Below are 16,608 nucleotides of genomic sequence, written 5' to 3'. Positions count from 1 at the left end.
CGATGAATCAACAGTTCGCCACGTTCACCCTGGCCGGCGCCCGGTATGGCATCGACGTCCTCCGGGTCCAAGAAGCCCTGCGCTTCCAAACCCGTACACCCGTCCCACTCGCCCCCGCCGGTATTGCAGGCCTGGTGAACCTGCGCGGTCAGGTGGTCATGACCGTGGACCTGCGCCCCCGCCTTGGTCTCGCACCGCTGACGGCGGATGCCAAGCCGATGATGTTCGTCGTCCGGGTCGATGGCGAGCCCATCAGCCTGCTCGTCGATGAGATCGGCGACGTGATCGACGTCGAGGACAACCAGTTCGAGACACCACCCGATACCCTCCCAGCCGCACTACGGGACGTTGTCCTCGGCGCCTACAAGCTCGACGAGGGCCTGCTCCTGGTGCTGGACGTCGATGGGGCCACCGCCGCCTGACCGAGTCCAATGGGTAGGGACTCTGGGACTGCTGCAAGCTTCGCCGGCGAGGACTCTGACATCATCAACGTCACCCATTCGTGCAGCAGTCCCATCCCATGGTGCAATCGGTGACTTCCAGCCGCACGCCTGCGGGCGACTGTCACCGACGTCATGACACGAAACGGCCAGTGGGCGGAGATCGACCCCGGCCGAGCGCAGTCCGGGAAGACCCTCGTCGACAGACGGCCGACCATGTATCTTGATATCAAGACAAGTTCGCTACGCGCAACGCCAAGGAGCTGCCCGACGATGAGCAAGATCATCTACACGTACACCGACGAAGCGCCGATGCTGGCGACCCACTCGTTCTTCCCCGTCGTCAGCGCATTCGCCGGCACCGCAGGTGTCGAGCTCGAGACGCGCGACATCTCCCTCGCCGGCCGCATCCTCGCCGCGTTCCCCGAGTACCTGAAGCCCGAGCAGCGGGTCGGCGACGCGCTCGCCGAGCTGGGCGCCCTCGCCACCACGCCCGAGGCGAACATCATCAAGCTGCCGAACGTCTCGGCGTCGGAGCCGCAGCTCAAGGCGGCCATCGCCGAGCTGCAGGCCAAGGGCTACGCCCTGCCCGACCACCCCGACGCTCCCGCCACGGACGCCGACAAGGACGTCCGGGCCCGCTACGACAAGATCAAGGGATCCGCGGTCAACCCGGTGCTCCGCGAGGGCAACTCCGACCGCCGCGCGCCCCTGTCCGTCAAGGAGTACGTGCGCAAGAACCCGCACCGCATGGGTGCGTGGAGCGCCGACTCCAAGACCAACGTCGCGACTATGGGCCACGACGACTTCTTTGCGAACGAGAAGTCCGCCGTCCTCGACGCCGACGACGTCCTGCGCATCGAGCACGTGACCGCGGCCGGTGAGGTCACGATCCTGCACCCCGGCGTGAAGGTGCTGGCGGGCGAGGTCATCGACGCCACCTTCCTCGACGTCGCACAGCTGCACGAGTTCCTCGCCCAGGCAATCGCCCGCGCGAAGGCCGAGGACGTGCTGTTCTCGGTGCACCTCAAGGCGACGATGATGAAGGTCTCCGACCCGATCATCTTCGGCCACGTCGTGCGCGCCTTCTTCCCCGCCGTCTTCGCGACGTACGGCGCCGACCTCGCGGCCGCCGGCCTCAGCCCCAACAACGGTCTCGGCGGGATCCTCGACGGGCTCGACGCCCTGAGCAACGGCGGCGAGATCCGCGCAGCCTTCGAGCAGGGCCTGGCCGACGGCCCGCGCCTGGCGATGGTCAACTCCGACAAGGGCATCACCAACCTCCACGTGCCGAGCGACGTGATCGTCGACGCCTCGATGCCGGCCATGATCCGCAGCTCGGGCCACATGTGGGGCGCCGACGGCGCCGAGGCCGACACCATCGCGGTTATCCCCGACTCGAGCTACGCCGGCATCTACCAGGCGGTCATCGACGACTGCCGCGCCAACGGCGCCTACGACCCGACGACGATGGGCACCGTCCCCAACGTCGGCCTCATGGCCCAGAAGGCCGAGGAGTACGGCTCGCACGACAAGACCTTCGAGATCGCCTCCGCGGGTACCGTCCGCGTCGTCAACGCCGCCGGCGAGGCGCTCCTCGAGCACGAGGTGCAGGCGGGGGACATCTGGCGCGCCTGCCAGACCAAGGACGTCGCCATCCGGGACTGGGTCAAGCTCGCGGTCAACCGCGCCCGCGCGACCGGGACCCTCACCGTGTTCTGGCTCGACGAGAACCGCGCCCACGACGCGAACCTCATCGCGAAGGTCAACGCCTACCTGCCCGAGTACGACACCACGGGACTCGACATCCGGGTGCTCGCACCCGCAGCGGCCACCACGCTGTCGGTCGAGCGGATCCGTCGCGGCGAGGACACCATCTCGGTGACCGGCAACGTGCTGCGCGACTACAACACCGACCTGTTCCCGATCCTGGAGCTGGGCACGAGCGCCAAGATGCTCTCGGTCGTGCCGCTGCTCAACGGTGGTGGACTCTTCGAGACCGGCGCCGGCGGTTCGGCCCCCAAGCACGTCCAGCAGCTCGTGGAGGAGAACTACCTCCGCTGGGACAGCCTCGGGGAGTTCCTCGCGCTGGCCGCGAGCCTCGAGCACTTCGCCGACGCGAACGCCAACCCGAAGGCCCGCGTCCTCGGCGCGACCCTCGACCGGGCCACCGGCACGTTCCTGCTCGAGAACAAGTCGCCCGGCCGCAAGCTCGGCACGATCGACAACCGCGGCTCGCACTTCTTCCTCACCCTCTTCTGGGCCGAGGAGCTGGCGAAGCAGACCGACGACGCCGACCTCGCGGCAGCCTTCGGGCCGCTGGCGGCGACGCTGCGCGCGAACGAGGCGACGATCGTCGACGAGCTCATCGCGGTGCAGGGCTCGCCGGTCGACATCGGCGGGTACTACAAGGTCGATGCCGCCAAGACCGACGCGATCATGCGTCCGTCGAGCATGTTTGCGCAGGCGCTCGCCTCGCTGTAGCGCGACCTGACGCGAGGCCCGGACGGTGTGTGCTGCCGTCCGGGCCTCGTGCGTTCTCGGGGTGGCGGCAGCCGCAGGACACCAAGAGCTACGCGGTGTTGACCGCTTCGACGATCTCTGACGCGGCTTGCGCCGGCGTCAGCTCCCTGGTGTCGATGACGTGCGCTTCTTCGCGCAGCCAGGACTGGAAGGCCTCGGCGTAGGGCGTGACGTAGCTGAACCGGAACGAGGACGGACCCACCACGGAGTCGTTCTGGATGCGCCCCCGGAGGGTGCCTTCATCGGCGTGGAGCACGAAGTGGCGCACCGGGATGTCGTGCGAGGCCAAGCCGTGGCTGATCTCCCGCCAGTAGGGCTGGACCAGCACGGTCATCGGCATCACCAGGGTGCCACCGGTGTAGTCGAGGATGCGGCGGGCCGTCTCGACGACGAGCGGCCGCCACGGCGGCCAGTGCTGGAAGTTGTCCGTCTCGGGCAGCCCGGGGTGGACGTCCATCAGCGTCTCGCCGACCTTCTCGGCGTCGAACACCCGTGAATCCGGGATCAGCCGTTGCACGAGAGCAGCGGTGGTCGTCTTCCCGACCCCATGAGTGCCGTTCAGCCACACGATCATCGGCCCATGCTAGCGACAGCGCCGCCGGGTCAGCCGACGATCGGGGCGGCCTCCGGCAGCCGGACGAGGCGCTCCTTCGACCGCAGCGCCAACGCCGTGCCGAGCGTCACCGGGCCGAGCCGCCCGATGAACATGAGCACGCAGAGCATCACCTGGTGCCACGGCTCGAGGTCGGCGGTGATCCCAGTCGACAGGCCCACGGTCGCGAAGGCGGACGTGACCTCGTAGAGCACCTCGTCGGACGTGAAGTTCGAGGTCATCGCGATGGCGATGGTGGGGATGAGGACCGCGGCGACGCCGAGGAGGGCGACCGCGAGGGCCTGACGCTGCGCGAACGGGGCGATCCTCCGGTCAAAGAGGGTCGCGTCCGGGTCGCCCCGGAGCTCGGCCCAGATGACGATGAGCAGCACGGTGAAGGTGGTGATCTTGATGCCGCCCGCAGTGCCGCCGCTGCCGCCACCGATGAACATGAGCACGTCGCTGCCCAGCCACGTCGCACTACCCATCTGCGCCACGTCCACGCTGTTGAAGCCTGCGGTGCGCGGCATGACGCCTTGGAAGAAGCCCGCGAGGATCTTTCCTCGGGTGTCGAGCGCACCCAGCGTCGCGGGGTTGCTCCACTCCGCCACGGTGATGAACACTGCGCCGAGCACGAGGAGCGCCGCTGTCATGAGGACGGTGATCTTCGTGTGCAGGCTCCACGCCTGGGGCCGGTGGGGGCTGCGCCACAGCTCGAGGATCACCGGGAAGCCGATGCCGCCGACGATCACCGCGGCCGCGATGGGCAGGCAGACCCAGGGGTCGGTCACGAAGCCCATGAGGCTGTCCGTGTACAGCGCGAAGCCCGCGTTGTTGAACGCCGAGACCGCGTGGAAAAGACCGAGCCAGAGCGCCCGCCCGATCGGCTCGTCGTAGGTGAGGACGAACCGGCCGGCGAGCACGAGCGCCGCGAGCCCTTCGACGAGCACCGTGACGATCCCGATGCCCAGCAGGACCCGGCGGACGTCGCCGATCCCGACGCTCCGGGTGGCTGACGCGCTCATGAGCCTGGTGTGCAGGCCCAGTCGGCGGGAGATGAGGAGCCCGAGGAGGGACGCGAGCGTCATGATCCCGAAGCCGCCCACCTGGATGAGCGCCATGATGACGGCCTGCCCGAAGGGGGTCCAGAACGTCGCCGTGTCCACGACGATGAGGCCGGTCACGCAAATGGCAGAGGTCGACGTGAAGAGGGCCTCCAGGACGGTCGCCCCTCGTCCGGCGCTCGAGGCCGGCAGGAGCAGCAGGAGCGTCCCGATGCCGATGGCGGCGGCGAAGCTGGTGACGAGGATCTGCCCGGGACGCCGCCGGATCCCTGGATGGGTTGTCGTTCCAGGTCGGTTGCGAGACGAGCCGTGACGTCCACCACTGCGAAGGCGGTCACGGATCGACGAGGGGTGCTGGGCCATGCGTGCGACTCCGAGCGACGCGCCCGCTCCTGGTCAGCAGACTCGAACGTGGCCATCGTAACTGCAGGTCGTCACCGTCGGGGCAGTGCGGTGATGAAGTCGCGCACCGCGTCGGTCGCGACCTGGCCTTGCGGACCGAACCACAACAGGTGTGTCAGCGCGTCGCTCCAGACGACGTCCGCGTGGGGGATCTCCTCGGCGATCACGCGCGTGTGCTCGACGCCGACGGCGCCGTCGTGCCGGCTCTGGACCACGGGCGCCGGGGGGACCATTGTGGCAAGAGTCGGCGTGGGCAACCACCGGAAGCCCGCTCCCACCATCGCTGACCGCCCACCGGCAGAGATCCCCACGGCACACACCTGTCGAATGCCGAGGTGCCGTTGATGAACGCGGCGCACGGCTCAGGAGAAGTTGTCCTGGATCTAGCGGTAACGTTGCAAACTGTTCCGCAAGTCCCGGTGCTCGGGGGTGCAGCTTCTATCTAGGGGAACTCGTGATCGGCTCCAAGAACGTCTGGGGGGCGCTGGTCGGCCTCGCGTTTGTCATCCTGGGCGCGGGTGGCGCGGCGAACGGGAAGGTTGGACCAAGCATCGCGCTGACCGGCGTCGGACTCGTCTTCGCAGGGTGGCACCTCTATCACCTGGCGATCGTTCGTCGGAACGGCAGTGACGGCCCGACGCACGTCTGATTCGCCGCGTCGGTGGCTCGTCGTTCGGCGATCACCCGCCCGACGAAAAGAGTGGGCCCCGTGGGGCTCGAACCCACGACCCGCGGATTAAAAGTCCGATGCTCTGCCAACTGAGCTAGGGGCCCTGGCGCGCTCGCCCGCCCGGTGCTGGCCCGGCGTCGGGCAGGGGAACCTGCGGTGACGAGGGGCAACGTCGGAGGTGCTGACTCGCCGAGTGATCAGATTACGCGGTCCGCAAGCCGAACGGGTAACCGAAGCGTCCGGGCGGGCGCCAGGGGCGTGCGGAGTGACATGCGTGCAGGACCTTCACATGCTCCCAGCAGGTCCGGGATGCTGCGGCTCCGACCTGGAGATCGCGTGAACCCGCAGCCCACGACCTGATAATCATGGCGTTCTGGCTTGCGTTATCGGCTGAGGATTGTTTCGGTGGGGGGGTCCGTATGACTCCCGGACGTGCCTTTCGCCGCCGCGCAACCCGTGGCGGGAGGGGCTGGGAGTGCCCGGCTACGAGAGGAGATCTCGTGCTTACCCTGACTGACAACGCCCGACTCGCTGTGCAGGACCTGGCCACCCAGGCGAACCTTCCGGACGGTGGTGGTCTGCGGATCGCCGCGGCCGACGGGACTCCCGGTGACTTCGACCTCGCCCTCGTGACCGAGGCTCCGCCGACCGACGAGGTCATCGACCTCGAAGGAACCCACGTGTTCGTCGAGCCGGTGGCTTCCACCTCGCTCGCCGACCTCGCGCTCGACGCGGACGCCACGGGAGACTCGACGTCGTTCACGCTCACCCCGCAGGACTGACGGCTTCGCGCCGTCAGGCGCGGTAGAGCGCAGTGCCCCGGTCGGAAACGACCGGGGCACTGTTGTGTCTGCTCTTGTGTCTGCTCTGACCTGCGGCGAGACCCGCCCGGCCGCTAGAAGCGCGGGAGGTCCTCGATCGACCAGGCGCCGATCCACCACGACCCCAGCGCCAGCGCGCCGACCGTGACGACGAAGAACGCGCAGACCCAGAACAGCCCCGGCAGCGGGGTGAGGCGGGCGAGCATGTCCGCGTCGGAGGTGCGGGCCCGTCCCGCCCGGCGGGAGGCCTGCAGCTCGATGACCGGGCGGGGGGCGGCGAGCAGCAGGAACCACGTCACGAGGTACGCGGCGGCCGTCTGCCACTGCGTGCTCGCGAACCACGAGACGGCAACCAGGGCTGCGGCGCTGACGAGGATCGAGAGCAGTCCGAACCAGTTGCGGATCTGCATGAGCATGAGCGCAAGCACGACGATGAGCAGCCACAGCAGACCGACGCCGTAGCCCTGGCGGAGCATGAAGGCCGCGCCGAGGCCGATCAGCCCGGGGCCGGTGTACCCCGCGAAGGCGGTGAGGATCATGCCGAGGCCGCGCGGCTTGCCGGAGGACACGGTGAGCCCGGAGGTGTCCGAGTGCAGCCGGATCCCGGTGAGCCGGCGCCCGGTGATGAGCGCAACGAAGGCGTGCGCTCCCTCGTGGGCAATCGTCACCACGTGCCGGGCGACCCGCCACGTGGGGCTCAGGACGATGAGCAGGGCGACGCCGGCGGTCGCCCACACGATCCACTGCTCGGGGGCGGGAAGCTGCTCGGTCGCGCGGGACCAGATCTCGGAGAGGATCGACACGGAAGACATTCGACCACACCAACCCGCACGTCCTCCCCAGGCCCGCCCGGTCTTGCGTCCCTCTGGTGCACACTTTCCGCCCCTTTCTGGCCGCGAACGGGGCGGAAAGTGTGCACCCGGCGAGGGGCCGGGAGTGAGGGGAGCGTGCGGGGGCGTGCGGGGGGAGGCGGGGGGAGGCGGGGGAGGTGGGGATCACACCGATAATCCGGCCGGGTTTGCAGAGGGCGTGAGAGACTTGACCCAGGCAGCGCGAGTTCCGCGCGCCGAGCGTCGAGGGAATCGCCCGACGGCGCATAGAGATAAGGCACCCCTTGACGAATTCACAGCGCTCCGGCGCGCCCGCAACTTCCCGTACCCAGAACGCCTCCGCGCGCACCGCAGCTCCGGCCGCGGTAGCCCCCGACGCGGCGTTCACGGACTTTGCGCTCCCCACCTCGATCATCAGCTACCTCGCTGAGACCGGGATCATCGCACCCTTCCCGATCCAGACGACGACGCTCCCGGACACCCTCGCGGGCCGCGACGTGCTCGGCCGCGGACGCACCGGCTCCGGCAAGACCCTCGCGTTCTCGCTGCCGACGGTGACCCGCCTCGCGGCCAGCTCCGGCCGCCGCAAGCCGAGCCGCCCGCGTGGCCTCGTGCTGGTCCCCACCCGTGAGCTGGCCAACCAGATCAACGCGGTCATGGAGCCCCTCGCCAAGCTCGTCGGTCTCAAGACCACGACGATCTTCGGTGGCGTCGCCCAGAGCCGCCAGGTCACCGCGCTGCAGGGCGGCATCGACATCGTCATCGCCTGCCCGGGCCGCCTCGAGGACCTCATCAGCCAGAAGCTCGTCTTCCTCGACGAGGTCGAGATCACCGTCCTCGACGAGGCCGACCACATGGCCGACCTCGGCTTCCTGCCCGGCGTCAAGCGGATCATGGACCGCACCCCCGCCAAGGGCCAGCGCCTGCTGTTCTCGGCCACCCTCGACAACGGCGTGGACCAGCTGGTCAAGCGCTACATGGACGCTCCTTCGAGCCACGCCGTGGACAGCGCCGAGTCGCACGTCTCCACGATGACGCACCACATCTTCGAGGTGTCCGACGCCGCCGCCAAGCGCGACGTCATCCAGGCCCTCGCCTCGGGCACGTCCAAGCGCCTCCTCTTCACCCGCACCAAGCACCAGGCCAAGAAGCTCGCCAAGCAGCTCACGGCCGACGGCGTCCCCGCGGTCGACCTGCACGGCAACCTCGGCCAGGGCGCGCGCGAGCGCAACCTCGCCGCCTTCTCCTCCGGCGTGGTCAACGTGCTGGTGGCCACGGACATCGCGGCCCGCGGGATCCACGTCGACGAGGTCAGCCTCGTCGTGCACGTGGACCCGCCCGCCGAGCACAAGGCCTACACCCACCGTTCGGGCCGCACGGCCCGCGCCGGGTCCGGTGGCGACGTCGTGACGATCATGCTCCCCGAGCAGCGCGGCGACGTGCGTGACCTGACCCGCCAGGCGAAGATCAACGCCCAGCCGCGCAAGGTCGTCCCCGGCGACGAGGCCATCGCGCGCCTTGTCGGCGAGGTCGCTGCCTACGTCAAGCCGGCTCCCGTCCAGGAGCAGACCGAGCAGCAGCGGTCCAGCGGCGGCGGCGGTCGTGGCCGCTCCGGTGGCCGCGGTGGACGCTCCGGCGTCTCGGCGACCGGCGCACCGCTGACCGAGCGCTCCCCGTCCTCACGCAGCGGCGGCGGCTCGACCGGCGGCTCCTCGCGCGGCGGGGCACCGTCCCGTGGCGCAGCCGGTGGCCGCTCCGGTGGACCCGGCCGCAGCTCCGGTCGCGGCGCTCCGGTGCAGTACTCCACGAGCACGCCCGGCTCGGGCATGACGTCCTCGCCGGCCTCCGCCGCCCCCAGCGGTGACGGTCGCAGCGAAGGCCGTGGCGGCCCGCGTCGCTCGAGCACCCAGGGACGTCGTCGCTCGAGCTGACCGACTGCTCGACTACCGCACGACCACCGCACCACCACTCAGGCCCGCCGGAATCTTCCGGCGGGCCTGAGCGTTACCGGGGGAGCAGGACCAGCCACGACGGAAGGACGACGATGACGTACGACGTGACCAAGACCGATGATGACTGGCGCTCCGAGCTCAGCCCGGAGGAGTTCGCGGTGCTGCGTCGCGCGGGCACCGAGCGTCCCGGCACCGGCGCGCTGCTCGACGAGAGCCGCACCGGTATCTACCACTGCCGCGCGTGCGGCAACGAGCTGTTCCGGTCGGAGGCGAAGTTCGATTCCCACTGCGGGTGGCCGAGCTTCTACGCCCCCAAGGAGTCCGACGCCGTCGAGCTCCTCGAGGACGCCAGCCTGGGCATGGTGCGCACCGAGGTGCGCTGCGCCAAGTGCGGCTCGCACCTGGGCCACCTGTTCGACGACGCGCCCCAGACCCCGACCGGGGACCGGTTCTGCATGAACTCGGTGTCGCTGACCTTCGAGGACACCCCGGCCTGAGCCACCTGCACCCCTGAACGCGACGAAGGCCTGGACCAGATCGGTCCAGGCCTTCGTCATGTCCGGCGGCCGGTCACCCTGCAGCCGGGCCGTGAGATCAGCGGGCGACGGGGGTGAGCGCGTCGTCGGCCGTGTCGTTGCTGTCCGCGGCGACGGAACCGATCTCGGTCGACCCTGCGCGTGCTTGGTCGGCGGCCAGTGCCTCCGCGCGGGCCAGCTCCTCGAGACGCTCCTGGACGCCGGACTTGTTGCCGAGCGGGATCTCCTTGAGGAGGACCACCGCGATCAGGGCGATGATCGCGATCGGCGCGGCGATGAGGAAGATCTCCGCCACGCCGGCGCCGTAGGCCCGTTCGACCAGGTCCTTGAGCGGCCCCGTCAGGGTGGTGACGTCGGGGATGGTGCCCCCGCTGAGCCCCCCGCCGTCGACCCCCAGATCGCCGAGACCCTTGGTGATCTCGGAGGTGATGCGTGAACCCAGGATCGCGCCCAGGACCGAGACGCCGACCGCGCCACCGAGGGTCCGGAAGAACGCGATGGTCGCGGTTCCGGTGCCCATCTCAGAGGGGGCCAGGGTGTTCTGCGCGGCGAGCACGAGGTTCTGCATGAGCATGCCCATACCGATCCCGACGATGAACAGGTAGACACCGATGACGGCCATGTTCGTGTGATAGTCGATCGTGCCCATGAGGCCCAGACCCGCGGTGAGTGCGATGCCCCCGGCAACCATGAACTTCTTGTAGCGCCCGGTCCGGGTGATGAGACCGCCGACGCCGACCGAGGCGAGGAGGTTGCCGGCGATCATCGGGATGGTCAGCAACCCGGAGACGGTCGCGGACTTGCCGCGGGCGACCTGCATGTACTGGCTGAGGAAGACGGAGGTGCCGAAGAGGGCTACTCCGACGGCCGCGCTGCCGATGATCGCGAGGACCACGGTCCGGTTGCGGAACAGTGAGAGGGGGATGATCGGCGCCTCGACCCGGCTCTCCACCCAGACCGCCAGTCCGAGCAGCGCGAGAGATCCACCGACCATCGCGAAGGTCTGCCACGAAGCCCAGGCGAAGGTGTTGCCGGCGAACGTGACCCACAGGAGCAGCCCGGAGATCCCGAGCGAGAGCAGCAGTGCGCCCCAGTAGTCGAGGCGGACCCGCACCCGCGGCATCGGCGGCAGGCGCAGGGTGGCCTGCAGGGTGATGATCGCGGCGATCGCGAACGGGATGCCGATGAAGAAGTTCCAGCGCCACCCGACCGTGTCGGTCAGCGCGCCGCCGAGCAGCGGGCCACCGACCATGCCGACGGCCATGATGCCGCCCATGAGGCCCATGTACTTGCCTCGCTGACGCGGGGAGATGATGTCCGCGATGAGCACGGTGGCCAGGGCGGTGAGGCCGCCGGCGCCGATGCCCTGGAACGCGCGGAAGAGGATGAGGGTGCCGGTGCTCTGCGCGAACCCGGCGGCCGCGGCTGAGACGACGGTGATCACGAGGGCGATCTGGATCAAGGTCTTGCGGTTGACCAGGTCGGCGAGCTTGCCCCAGATGGGCGTGCTGATCGTCGTGGTCAGCAGGGTCGCGGTGACCACCCAGGTGAACGCGGACTGCGTGCCCTGGAGGTCGGCGATGATCTTGGGGAGCGAGGAGGAGACGACCGAGGTCGCCAGGATCGACACGAACATCCCGAGGAGGATCCCGGAGAGGGCCTTCATGACCTGGCGGTGGCTCATCTGCGCGGGCTCGCCGGGGAGGTGGTCGGCGACGAGGGTCGGATCAGCCTGCTGATCAAGGGTCTTGGGTGGAGTGGTCATGCGACGTCCTTAAGAATCTTTGGTGTGGGCTGCCTGCGAGTGCTCGCCCTGGTGCGCTGTGATCGTCTGTGCGATCGCCGTCATGTGATCGGTGGCGAGCTTGAGCTCGGCCGGGTCCCAGTCCTGGAACATCTCCGCCATCAGGACGGTGACGGCCTCGCTGAGCTCGGCGACCTTGGCCCGTCCCTGCTCGGTCAGCACGACCGTGCGGGCTCTGCGGTCGTCGTGGTCGACGTCGCGTGCGGCGAGTCCGGCGTCCACGAGAGCGCTCACCTGCCGGCTGGTCACCGAGAGGTCGACGCGGAAGTGCTGGGCGGCACAACCGATCTGGACGGGGCCATGGGTGTTGAGGTAGCGCAGCAGGCCGATGCTCGTGCGAGGCAGATCGAGGGTACGGGTCAGTCGCGATCCGATCTCGCGCTGCGCGTGGCCGAACTCCTCGAAGGCGCGGAGGATGTCGTGGACTGCCGGGGTGGTGGGGGTCATGAGATGGTCCTTTCGACTACCTCACGGTAAATCACTTGCTTGCGGTCTGCAAGTATCTTCGGATGTGGCGGTCATCACCCGCTCCACACGACGACAGGTGCACAGCTTCCGCCCGTTTCCCGGAGGAAAGGGGGCGGAAGCTGTGCACCTGTCGAGGGGGCCGGAGCTGGGGCCGGAGCCGGGGTCGCGGTCGCGGGCGGAGCCTGGTCAGTGGCGGGTCGGGGCGGTGTCTTCCATGTCTTCGAGCTCGCGGTTGCGGGTCTCCTTGACCTTGAAGGCGACGAAGACGAAGGACAGCAGTGCGAAGGTGCCGTACATCGCGTAGACCCAGGAGAGGCCGAGGCCGTCAGCCATCGGGGGGAAGGAGACCGTGATCGCGAAGTTCGCGATCCACTGCGCGGCAGCGGCCAGGGCCAGGGCCGAGGCGCGGATCCGGTTGGGGAACATCTCTCCGAGCAGGACCCACACGACCGGGCCCCAGGAGGCACCGAAGGAGACGACGAAGACGTTCGCGGCGACGAGGGCGATCGTGCCCCAGGCGCCGGGGAGCGAGACGTTGTCACCTGATCCCGTGGCCTGGGTGAAGGCCAAGGCCATCATGCCGAGCGAGACCGTCATCCCGGCAGAGCCGGCGAGCAGCAGCGGCTTTCGGCCGACCTTGTCGACCAGGGCGATCGCGATGAAGGTCACGAGGACGTTCGTCACCGCCGTGATGGTCGAGTACGTGAAGGAGTCAGAGTCGTCAAAGCCGACCGACCGCCACAGGGTCGTCGAGTAGTAGAAGATCACGTTGATCCCGACGAACTGCTGGAACACCGAGAGCAGGATGCCGACCCAGACGATCGGCAGCAGGCCGAACCGCGGTCCGCGCAGCGACGTCTGCTTGACCAGCTTGGCGTCGCGGGTCACCAGGTGCTCGATCTGGGCCACCTTGGCGTCCACGTCGACGGGACCCAGCACCGATCGCAGGACCGTGCGAGCCTCCTCGATCTTCCCCTTGGCGACGAGGAACCGCGGCGACTCCGGGACGGTCAGGGCGACCCAGGCGTAGACGGCCGAGGGGATGACCGCGATGAGGAACATCCACCGCCAGGCCTCCAGCCCGAAGAGGCTGTCACCGAGGGCGATCGGCATGCCCGCGTCCACCGGTCCGGCGGTCGTGGCGAAGAGCTGGTCGGAGAGCAGTGCGACGAAGATACCGATCGTGATCGCCAGCTGCTGGAGCGAGGCCAGTCGCCCGCGGATGGCGGTCGGTGAGATCTCAGCGATGTAGGCAGGGGTGATCACCGAGGCGATGCCGATGCCGATGCCGCCGACGATGCGCCACAGGATGAGGTCCCACACGGCGAACGCGAAGCCGGAGCCGATCGAGGAGACGAGGAACATCAGCGCGCCGAGCAGCATCACCTTGGGACGGCCCCACAGGTCAGCCAGCCGACCTGCGTACCAGGCTCCCAGTGCGCAGCCCAGCAGGGCGACGGCCACGGCGAACCCGGTGACCGTGGCGCTGAGCTCGAAGTCGGTCTCGATCGCGTCGACCGCACCGTTGATGACCGAGCTGTCGAAGCCGAAGAGGAAGCCACCCACAGCCGCCGAGATCGACAGGCTGATCGCCTTGCGGTGGGCGGAGCGTTCGGCACGGGACTGGTCTGGTTCGATCGGTTGTTCCGTTGAATCGGTCATCTTCCGCCTCCGGACGATCGTTGCGGGCTCGTGGCGTCGTGCGCGAGCTCCGGGATTTTTGCCTCCCACACAGTAGTGGGGCCCGGGATCCCGACCGGCATGGCGCCCGGGGTCCCTGGTCCTTCACACTGTAGTGATGAGTGACTTCCCCGGCGCGCCCACCTCGTCCACCACCACCCAGCCTGACCAGCAGCGACAGGGCCGTCACCCGCGCCGACCTGCCATGTTGGACCCGCGCGACGCCGATGAGATCCCCGGCGAGCTGGACCCCGCGCTGCGAGGTGAGATTGCGCACACCACCGCGGCCGCGATCGTCCACCGGGCCAGGGAGAGCGAAGACCCGGAGGTGGTGGAGCGTCTGGTCCGCCTCGTCGAGGACGAGGGGCTCGACGTCGTCGCCGCGTTGTGGGCGGACAGTTCCGCGGACACGCTCCCGGGCGCGCTGTGGCGGCTGTACGTGCTGCGCGAATGGGTGCGCAGGGATCCTGACACGGTCGCCGAACGGTACCGCCTCGGTGTGGCCGCCGCCCCCGTGCACGAGGTGGTCGCCGGGGTCGTCACCCCCACCGGTCCCGGCGACGTACGCACCGTGGCCGACGCCGTGCTGTCGGGAGTCTTCGCCGGCGATCTCGCGGTGGCGCTCGAGCGCGGCGCGGCGTTCTGTCGTGTGCTGGCGGTCGGTGCAGCCTTCGACGCCGACTACGTGGACACCGTCGACACCGGGCACGCGGCGAGGATGACCCGTGGGGCGGCGTCTCTGGTGCGGACGGCCGAGGAACTCGAGCACGCCGCGAGCCTCTGGCGCGCACGGCGCCTCGACTGATCGATCTGACTCTCGTCGATCTCGGCGATCTCCCGACCCCGCGTCCCACTCCCGTGTGCGAGCCGCGTAAAGTAGGACTCGACGTCGGGCCACGGTAGCCCCGGGCTCCACATTAAGCCGCTACGAGCGGCCTTCGCGCCGTCAGGCGCTGCGTGGTCCGGCGTCCTTTTTTGATCCTCGGTGCGTCCCGCCCCCCCACAGCGACACCATGAGTTCACTGTGAATATGGCTCCGCGACACCCCCCGAGTTGTGTGTTCACCAAAGTGCTGCCCTACTCTGTTAACGATCAGCCGATCACACCTGTTGCTGCTCTGATTTTTCACTGCCAGCCAACGTCGCTTCCCCCCACCGGAGTCAGCTGTGCGCCTGCGCCTCACACCGCGCGATACCTCGTTCTTCGATCTCTTGGCCGACCTGGCAAGTCATCTGGTGACTGGGGCGAACCTGCTCAGCGAGCTCCTCGGAGCCGATCGAGCCGGACGCAAGGTACTAGCCAAGAAGCTCGCTGACAGCGAGCACGCTGCCGACGACGCGACGCACTCGATCATGCGCCGGCTGAACCAGACCTTCGTCACCCCCTTCGACCGGGACGACATCTCCGGTCTCGCCTCAGCCCTTGACGACTGCATGGACTACATGGAGGAAGCGGGTGACCTCATCGTCTTGTACAAGCTCGACGAGCTGCCCGCCCGGGTGTCCGACCAGATCCAGGTCCTCCAGCGCTGCGCCGAGCTGACCGCCGAGGCTATGCCGCACCTGCGCTCGATGGGCGACCTCACCGAGTACTGGGTCGAGGTCAACAGCCTCGAGAACCAGGCTGACAAGATCCACCGCAAGTTGCTCGCCGAGATGTTCGACGAGATCACCGACCCCATCCACCTGATGAAGCTCAAAGAGGTCGTCGAGACCCTCGAGTTCGCGGCGGACGCCTTTGAGACCGTGGCGAACATGGTCGAGACCATCGCGCTCAAGGAGTCCTGAGCCCGGTGGAGGTCGCGCTCGTCATTCTTGTTGTCGCGCTCGCACTGGGCTTTGACTACACCAACGGTTTTCACGACGCGGCCAACGCGATCGCCACGTCCGTCTCCACCCGGGCACTGACCCCGCGGGCTGCGCTGATCATGGCCGCGGTGATGAACTTCGTCGGTGCCCTGCTCGGCACGGAGGTCGCCGAGACGATCGCCAAGTCGATCGTCAACCTCGAGGGGGCGCCACCCCACACGTCGCTGGTGGTCGTCGTGGCGGCCCTCATCGGTGCGATCACCTGGAACCTCATCACCTGGTGGTTCGGGCTCCCGTCCTCCTCCACGCACGCTCTCATCGGCGGGCTGGTCGGTGCGGGCCTGGCGGCTGGGCTGGGGATCTACTGGGACAAGATCGTCGACAAGGTCGTCCTGCCGATGGTGCTCTCCCCGCTCATCGGCTTCACCCTGGCCTTCGCCGTGATGATCGCCGTCCTGTGGATCTTCAAGAGCGCCTCCCCGAGCAAGGCGACCCGCCGGTTCCGGCTCTCCCAGACGGCCTCGGCCGCCGCCATGGCGCTCGGTCACGGACTCCAGGACGCGCAGAAGACGATGGGTGTCATCTTCATGGCGCTCCTCACCGTCGGATGGGCGAACGCCGACGAGGGCATCCCGCTCTGGGTCAAGCTCGCCGCCGCCGCGGCGATCTCCCTCGGCACCTATGCCGGTGGCTGGCGCATCATGCGGACCCTGGGCCGCAAGATCATCGAGCTCGACCCGGCGCGCGGCTTCGTGGCCGAGAGCGTCTCCGCGGTGGTCCTCTACGTCAACGCCTTCGTCCTGCACGCGCCCGTCTCCACGACGCACACGATCACCTCGGCGATCATGGGCGTCGGCGCGACCAAGCGGCTCTCCGCGGTGCGCTGGGGTGTGGCGAAGAACATCGGCATCGCGTGGGTCCTCACGATCCCCGCTGCCGCGTCCGTGGCCGCGCTGATGTACTTCATGCTGCACCCGGTCCTCGGCTGACCAGCACGCACAGCACAGTCAACCCGCAC

16 protein-coding genes and 1 tRNA gene are annotated in these 16,608 nt (G+C 68.7%); 9 read left to right on the top strand and 8 right to left on the bottom strand.

Going from position 1 to position 16,608, the window contains the following annotated elements:
• Window positions 1–2 precede the first annotated feature (2 nt).
• Both ACWA15_RS16715 and ACWA15_RS16710 read left to right on the top strand, forming a co-directional pair.
• Window positions 3–422, top strand: coding sequence for a chemotaxis protein CheW (locus ACWA15_RS16715; RefSeq protein WP_464056651.1), 420 nt, complete (start codon window positions 3–5; stop codon window positions 420–422).
• A 291-nt stretch (window positions 423–713) separates the two neighbouring features.
• The gene (locus ACWA15_RS16710; protein ID WP_464056650.1) at window positions 714–2,924 is read left to right on the top strand and encodes an NADP-dependent isocitrate dehydrogenase; all 2,211 of its coding nucleotides are present in this window, start codon (window positions 714–716) and stop codon (window positions 2,922–2,924) included.
• Window positions 2,925–3,012: 88 nt separating this feature from the next.
• Here the strand turns inward: ACWA15_RS16710 and ACWA15_RS16705 are convergent, their stop codons facing one another.
• The 3 genes from ACWA15_RS16705 to ACWA15_RS16695 form a co-directional block, all read right to left on the bottom strand.
• On the bottom strand, window positions 3,013–3,537 hold the full coding sequence (locus tag ACWA15_RS16705) for a DEAD/DEAH box helicase family protein (RefSeq protein WP_464056649.1): 525 nt from the start codon (window positions 3,535–3,537) through the stop codon (window positions 3,013–3,015).
• 29 nt (window positions 3,538–3,566) lie between these two features.
• Window positions 3,567–4,982 carry a TrkH family potassium uptake protein gene (locus tag ACWA15_RS16700; protein WP_464056648.1) on the bottom strand — a complete coding sequence of 472 codons (1,416 nt, stop codon included), beginning with the start codon at window positions 4,980–4,982 and terminating at the stop codon, window positions 3,567–3,569.
• 71 nt (window positions 4,983–5,053) lie between these two features.
• Window positions 5,054–5,254 carry a hypothetical protein gene (locus ACWA15_RS16695; RefSeq protein ID WP_464056646.1) on the bottom strand — a complete coding sequence of 67 codons (201 nt, stop codon included), beginning with the start codon at window positions 5,252–5,254 and terminating at the stop codon, window positions 5,054–5,056.
• A 221-nt stretch (window positions 5,255–5,475) separates the two neighbouring features.
• On the opposite strand from ACWA15_RS16695, the gene ACWA15_RS16690 reads away from it, so the two are divergent.
• Entirely contained in the window at window positions 5,476–5,670 is a 195-nt protein-coding gene (locus ACWA15_RS16690) for a hypothetical protein (protein ID WP_464056645.1), read from the top strand.
• Between the two features lie 52 nt (window positions 5,671–5,722).
• On the opposite strand, the gene ACWA15_RS16685 is transcribed toward ACWA15_RS16690, so the two are convergent.
• Window positions 5,723–5,795, bottom strand: a tRNA-Lys gene (locus tag ACWA15_RS16685).
• A 396-nt stretch (window positions 5,796–6,191) separates the two neighbouring features.
• Between ACWA15_RS16685 and ACWA15_RS16680 the strand changes: the two genes are divergently transcribed.
• Window positions 6,192–6,473: an iron-sulfur cluster biosynthesis family protein gene (locus ACWA15_RS16680; RefSeq protein WP_464056644.1), complete on the top strand. Its 282-nt coding sequence runs from the start codon at window positions 6,192–6,194 to the stop codon at window positions 6,471–6,473.
• A gap of 113 nt (window positions 6,474–6,586) precedes the next feature.
• On the opposite strand, the gene ACWA15_RS16675 is transcribed toward ACWA15_RS16680, so the two are convergent.
• Window positions 6,587–7,324 (bottom strand): M50 family metallopeptidase, encoded by a 738-nt coding sequence (locus ACWA15_RS16675; RefSeq protein WP_464056643.1) that lies wholly within the window; start codon window positions 7,322–7,324, stop codon window positions 6,587–6,589.
• A gap of 428 nt (window positions 7,325–7,752) precedes the next feature.
• Between ACWA15_RS16675 and ACWA15_RS16670 the strand changes: the two genes are divergently transcribed.
• Both ACWA15_RS16670 and msrB read left to right on the top strand, forming a co-directional pair.
• Window positions 7,753–9,273 carry a DEAD/DEAH box helicase gene (locus ACWA15_RS16670; protein WP_464059548.1) on the top strand — a complete coding sequence of 507 codons (1,521 nt, stop codon included), beginning with the start codon at window positions 7,753–7,755 and terminating at the stop codon, window positions 9,271–9,273.
• Between the two features lie 113 nt (window positions 9,274–9,386).
• Entirely contained in the window at window positions 9,387–9,791 is a 405-nt protein-coding gene (gene msrB, locus ACWA15_RS16665) for a peptide-methionine (R)-S-oxide reductase MsrB (protein WP_464056641.1), read from the top strand.
• A gap of 97 nt (window positions 9,792–9,888) precedes the next feature.
• Here msrB and ACWA15_RS16660 read toward each other — a convergent pair whose 3' ends face one another.
• The 3 genes from ACWA15_RS16660 to ACWA15_RS16650 all read right to left on the bottom strand — a co-directional run bounded on the left by ACWA15_RS16660 (window position 9,889) and on the right by ACWA15_RS16650 (window position 13,764).
• Complete coding sequence (locus ACWA15_RS16660) at window positions 9,889–11,595, bottom strand: MDR family MFS transporter (RefSeq protein WP_464056639.1); 1,707 nt, start codon at window positions 11,593–11,595, stop codon at window positions 9,889–9,891.
• Window positions 11,596–11,604: 9 nt separating this feature from the next.
• On the bottom strand, window positions 11,605–12,081 hold the full coding sequence (locus ACWA15_RS16655; protein WP_464056638.1) for a MarR family winged helix-turn-helix transcriptional regulator: 477 nt from the start codon (window positions 12,079–12,081) through the stop codon (window positions 11,605–11,607).
• A gap of 207 nt (window positions 12,082–12,288) precedes the next feature.
• On the bottom strand, window positions 12,289–13,764 hold the full coding sequence (locus ACWA15_RS16650) for a sugar porter family MFS transporter (protein WP_464056637.1): 1,476 nt from the start codon (window positions 13,762–13,764) through the stop codon (window positions 12,289–12,291).
• Between the two features lie 223 nt (window positions 13,765–13,987).
• Between ACWA15_RS16650 and ACWA15_RS16645 the strand changes: the two genes are divergently transcribed.
• The 3 genes from ACWA15_RS16645 to ACWA15_RS16635 all read left to right on the top strand — a co-directional run bounded on the left by ACWA15_RS16645 (window position 13,988) and on the right by ACWA15_RS16635 (window position 16,579).
• Window positions 13,988–14,587: a hypothetical protein gene (locus ACWA15_RS16645; RefSeq protein WP_464059547.1), complete on the top strand. Its 600-nt coding sequence runs from the start codon at window positions 13,988–13,990 to the stop codon at window positions 14,585–14,587.
• A 361-nt stretch (window positions 14,588–14,948) separates the two neighbouring features.
• Window positions 14,949–15,569 (top strand): DUF47 domain-containing protein, encoded by a 621-nt coding sequence (locus ACWA15_RS16640; RefSeq protein WP_464056635.1) that lies wholly within the window; start codon window positions 14,949–14,951, stop codon window positions 15,567–15,569.
• Between the two features lie 5 nt (window positions 15,570–15,574).
• Complete coding sequence (locus ACWA15_RS16635; protein WP_464056634.1) at window positions 15,575–16,579, top strand: anion permease; 1,005 nt, start codon at window positions 15,575–15,577, stop codon at window positions 16,577–16,579.
• Window positions 16,580–16,608: the final 29 nt, after the last annotated feature.

It is taken from the genome of Sanguibacter sp. TS_SC_8 (genome assembly GCF_055361235.1).
Note: the sequence above shows the minus strand (reverse complement) of the source record. Positions and strands in the feature narration are given on the sequence as shown.

Excerpts from the sequence above, each read along its gene's own strand:
- ACWA15_RS16715 (WP_464056651.1), top strand. The coding sequence starts at position 3 with ATGAATCAACAGTTCGCCACGTTCACCCTGGCCGGCGCCCGGTATGGC.
- ACWA15_RS16710 (WP_464056650.1), top strand. The coding sequence starts at position 714 with ATGAGCAAGATCATCTACACGTACACCGACGAAGCGCCGATGCTGGCG.
- ACWA15_RS16705 (WP_464056649.1), bottom strand. The coding sequence starts at position 3,537 with ATGATCGTGTGGCTGAACGGCACTCATGGGGTCGGGAAGACGACCACC.
- ACWA15_RS16700 (WP_464056648.1), bottom strand. The coding sequence starts at position 4,982 with ATGGCCCAGCACCCCTCGTCGATCCGTGACCGCCTTCGCAGTGGTGGA.
- ACWA15_RS16695 (WP_464056646.1), bottom strand. The coding sequence starts at position 5,254 with ATGGTCCCCCCGGCGCCCGTGGTCCAGAGCCGGCACGACGGCGCCGTC.
- ACWA15_RS16675 (WP_464056643.1), bottom strand. The coding sequence starts at position 7,324 with ATGTCTTCCGTGTCGATCCTCTCCGAGATCTGGTCCCGCGCGACCGAG.
- msrB (WP_464056641.1), top strand. The coding sequence starts at position 9,387 with ATGACGTACGACGTGACCAAGACCGATGATGACTGGCGCTCCGAGCTC.
- ACWA15_RS16660 (WP_464056639.1), bottom strand. The coding sequence starts at position 11,595 with ATGACCACTCCACCCAAGACCCTTGATCAGCAGGCTGATCCGACCCTC.
- ACWA15_RS16655 (WP_464056638.1), bottom strand. The coding sequence starts at position 12,081 with ATGACCCCCACCACCCCGGCAGTCCACGACATCCTCCGCGCCTTCGAG.
- ACWA15_RS16650 (WP_464056637.1), bottom strand. The coding sequence starts at position 13,764 with ATGACCGATTCAACGGAACAACCGATCGAACCAGACCAGTCCCGTGCC.
- ACWA15_RS16645 (WP_464059547.1), top strand. The coding sequence starts at position 13,988 with ATGTTGGACCCGCGCGACGCCGATGAGATCCCCGGCGAGCTGGACCCC.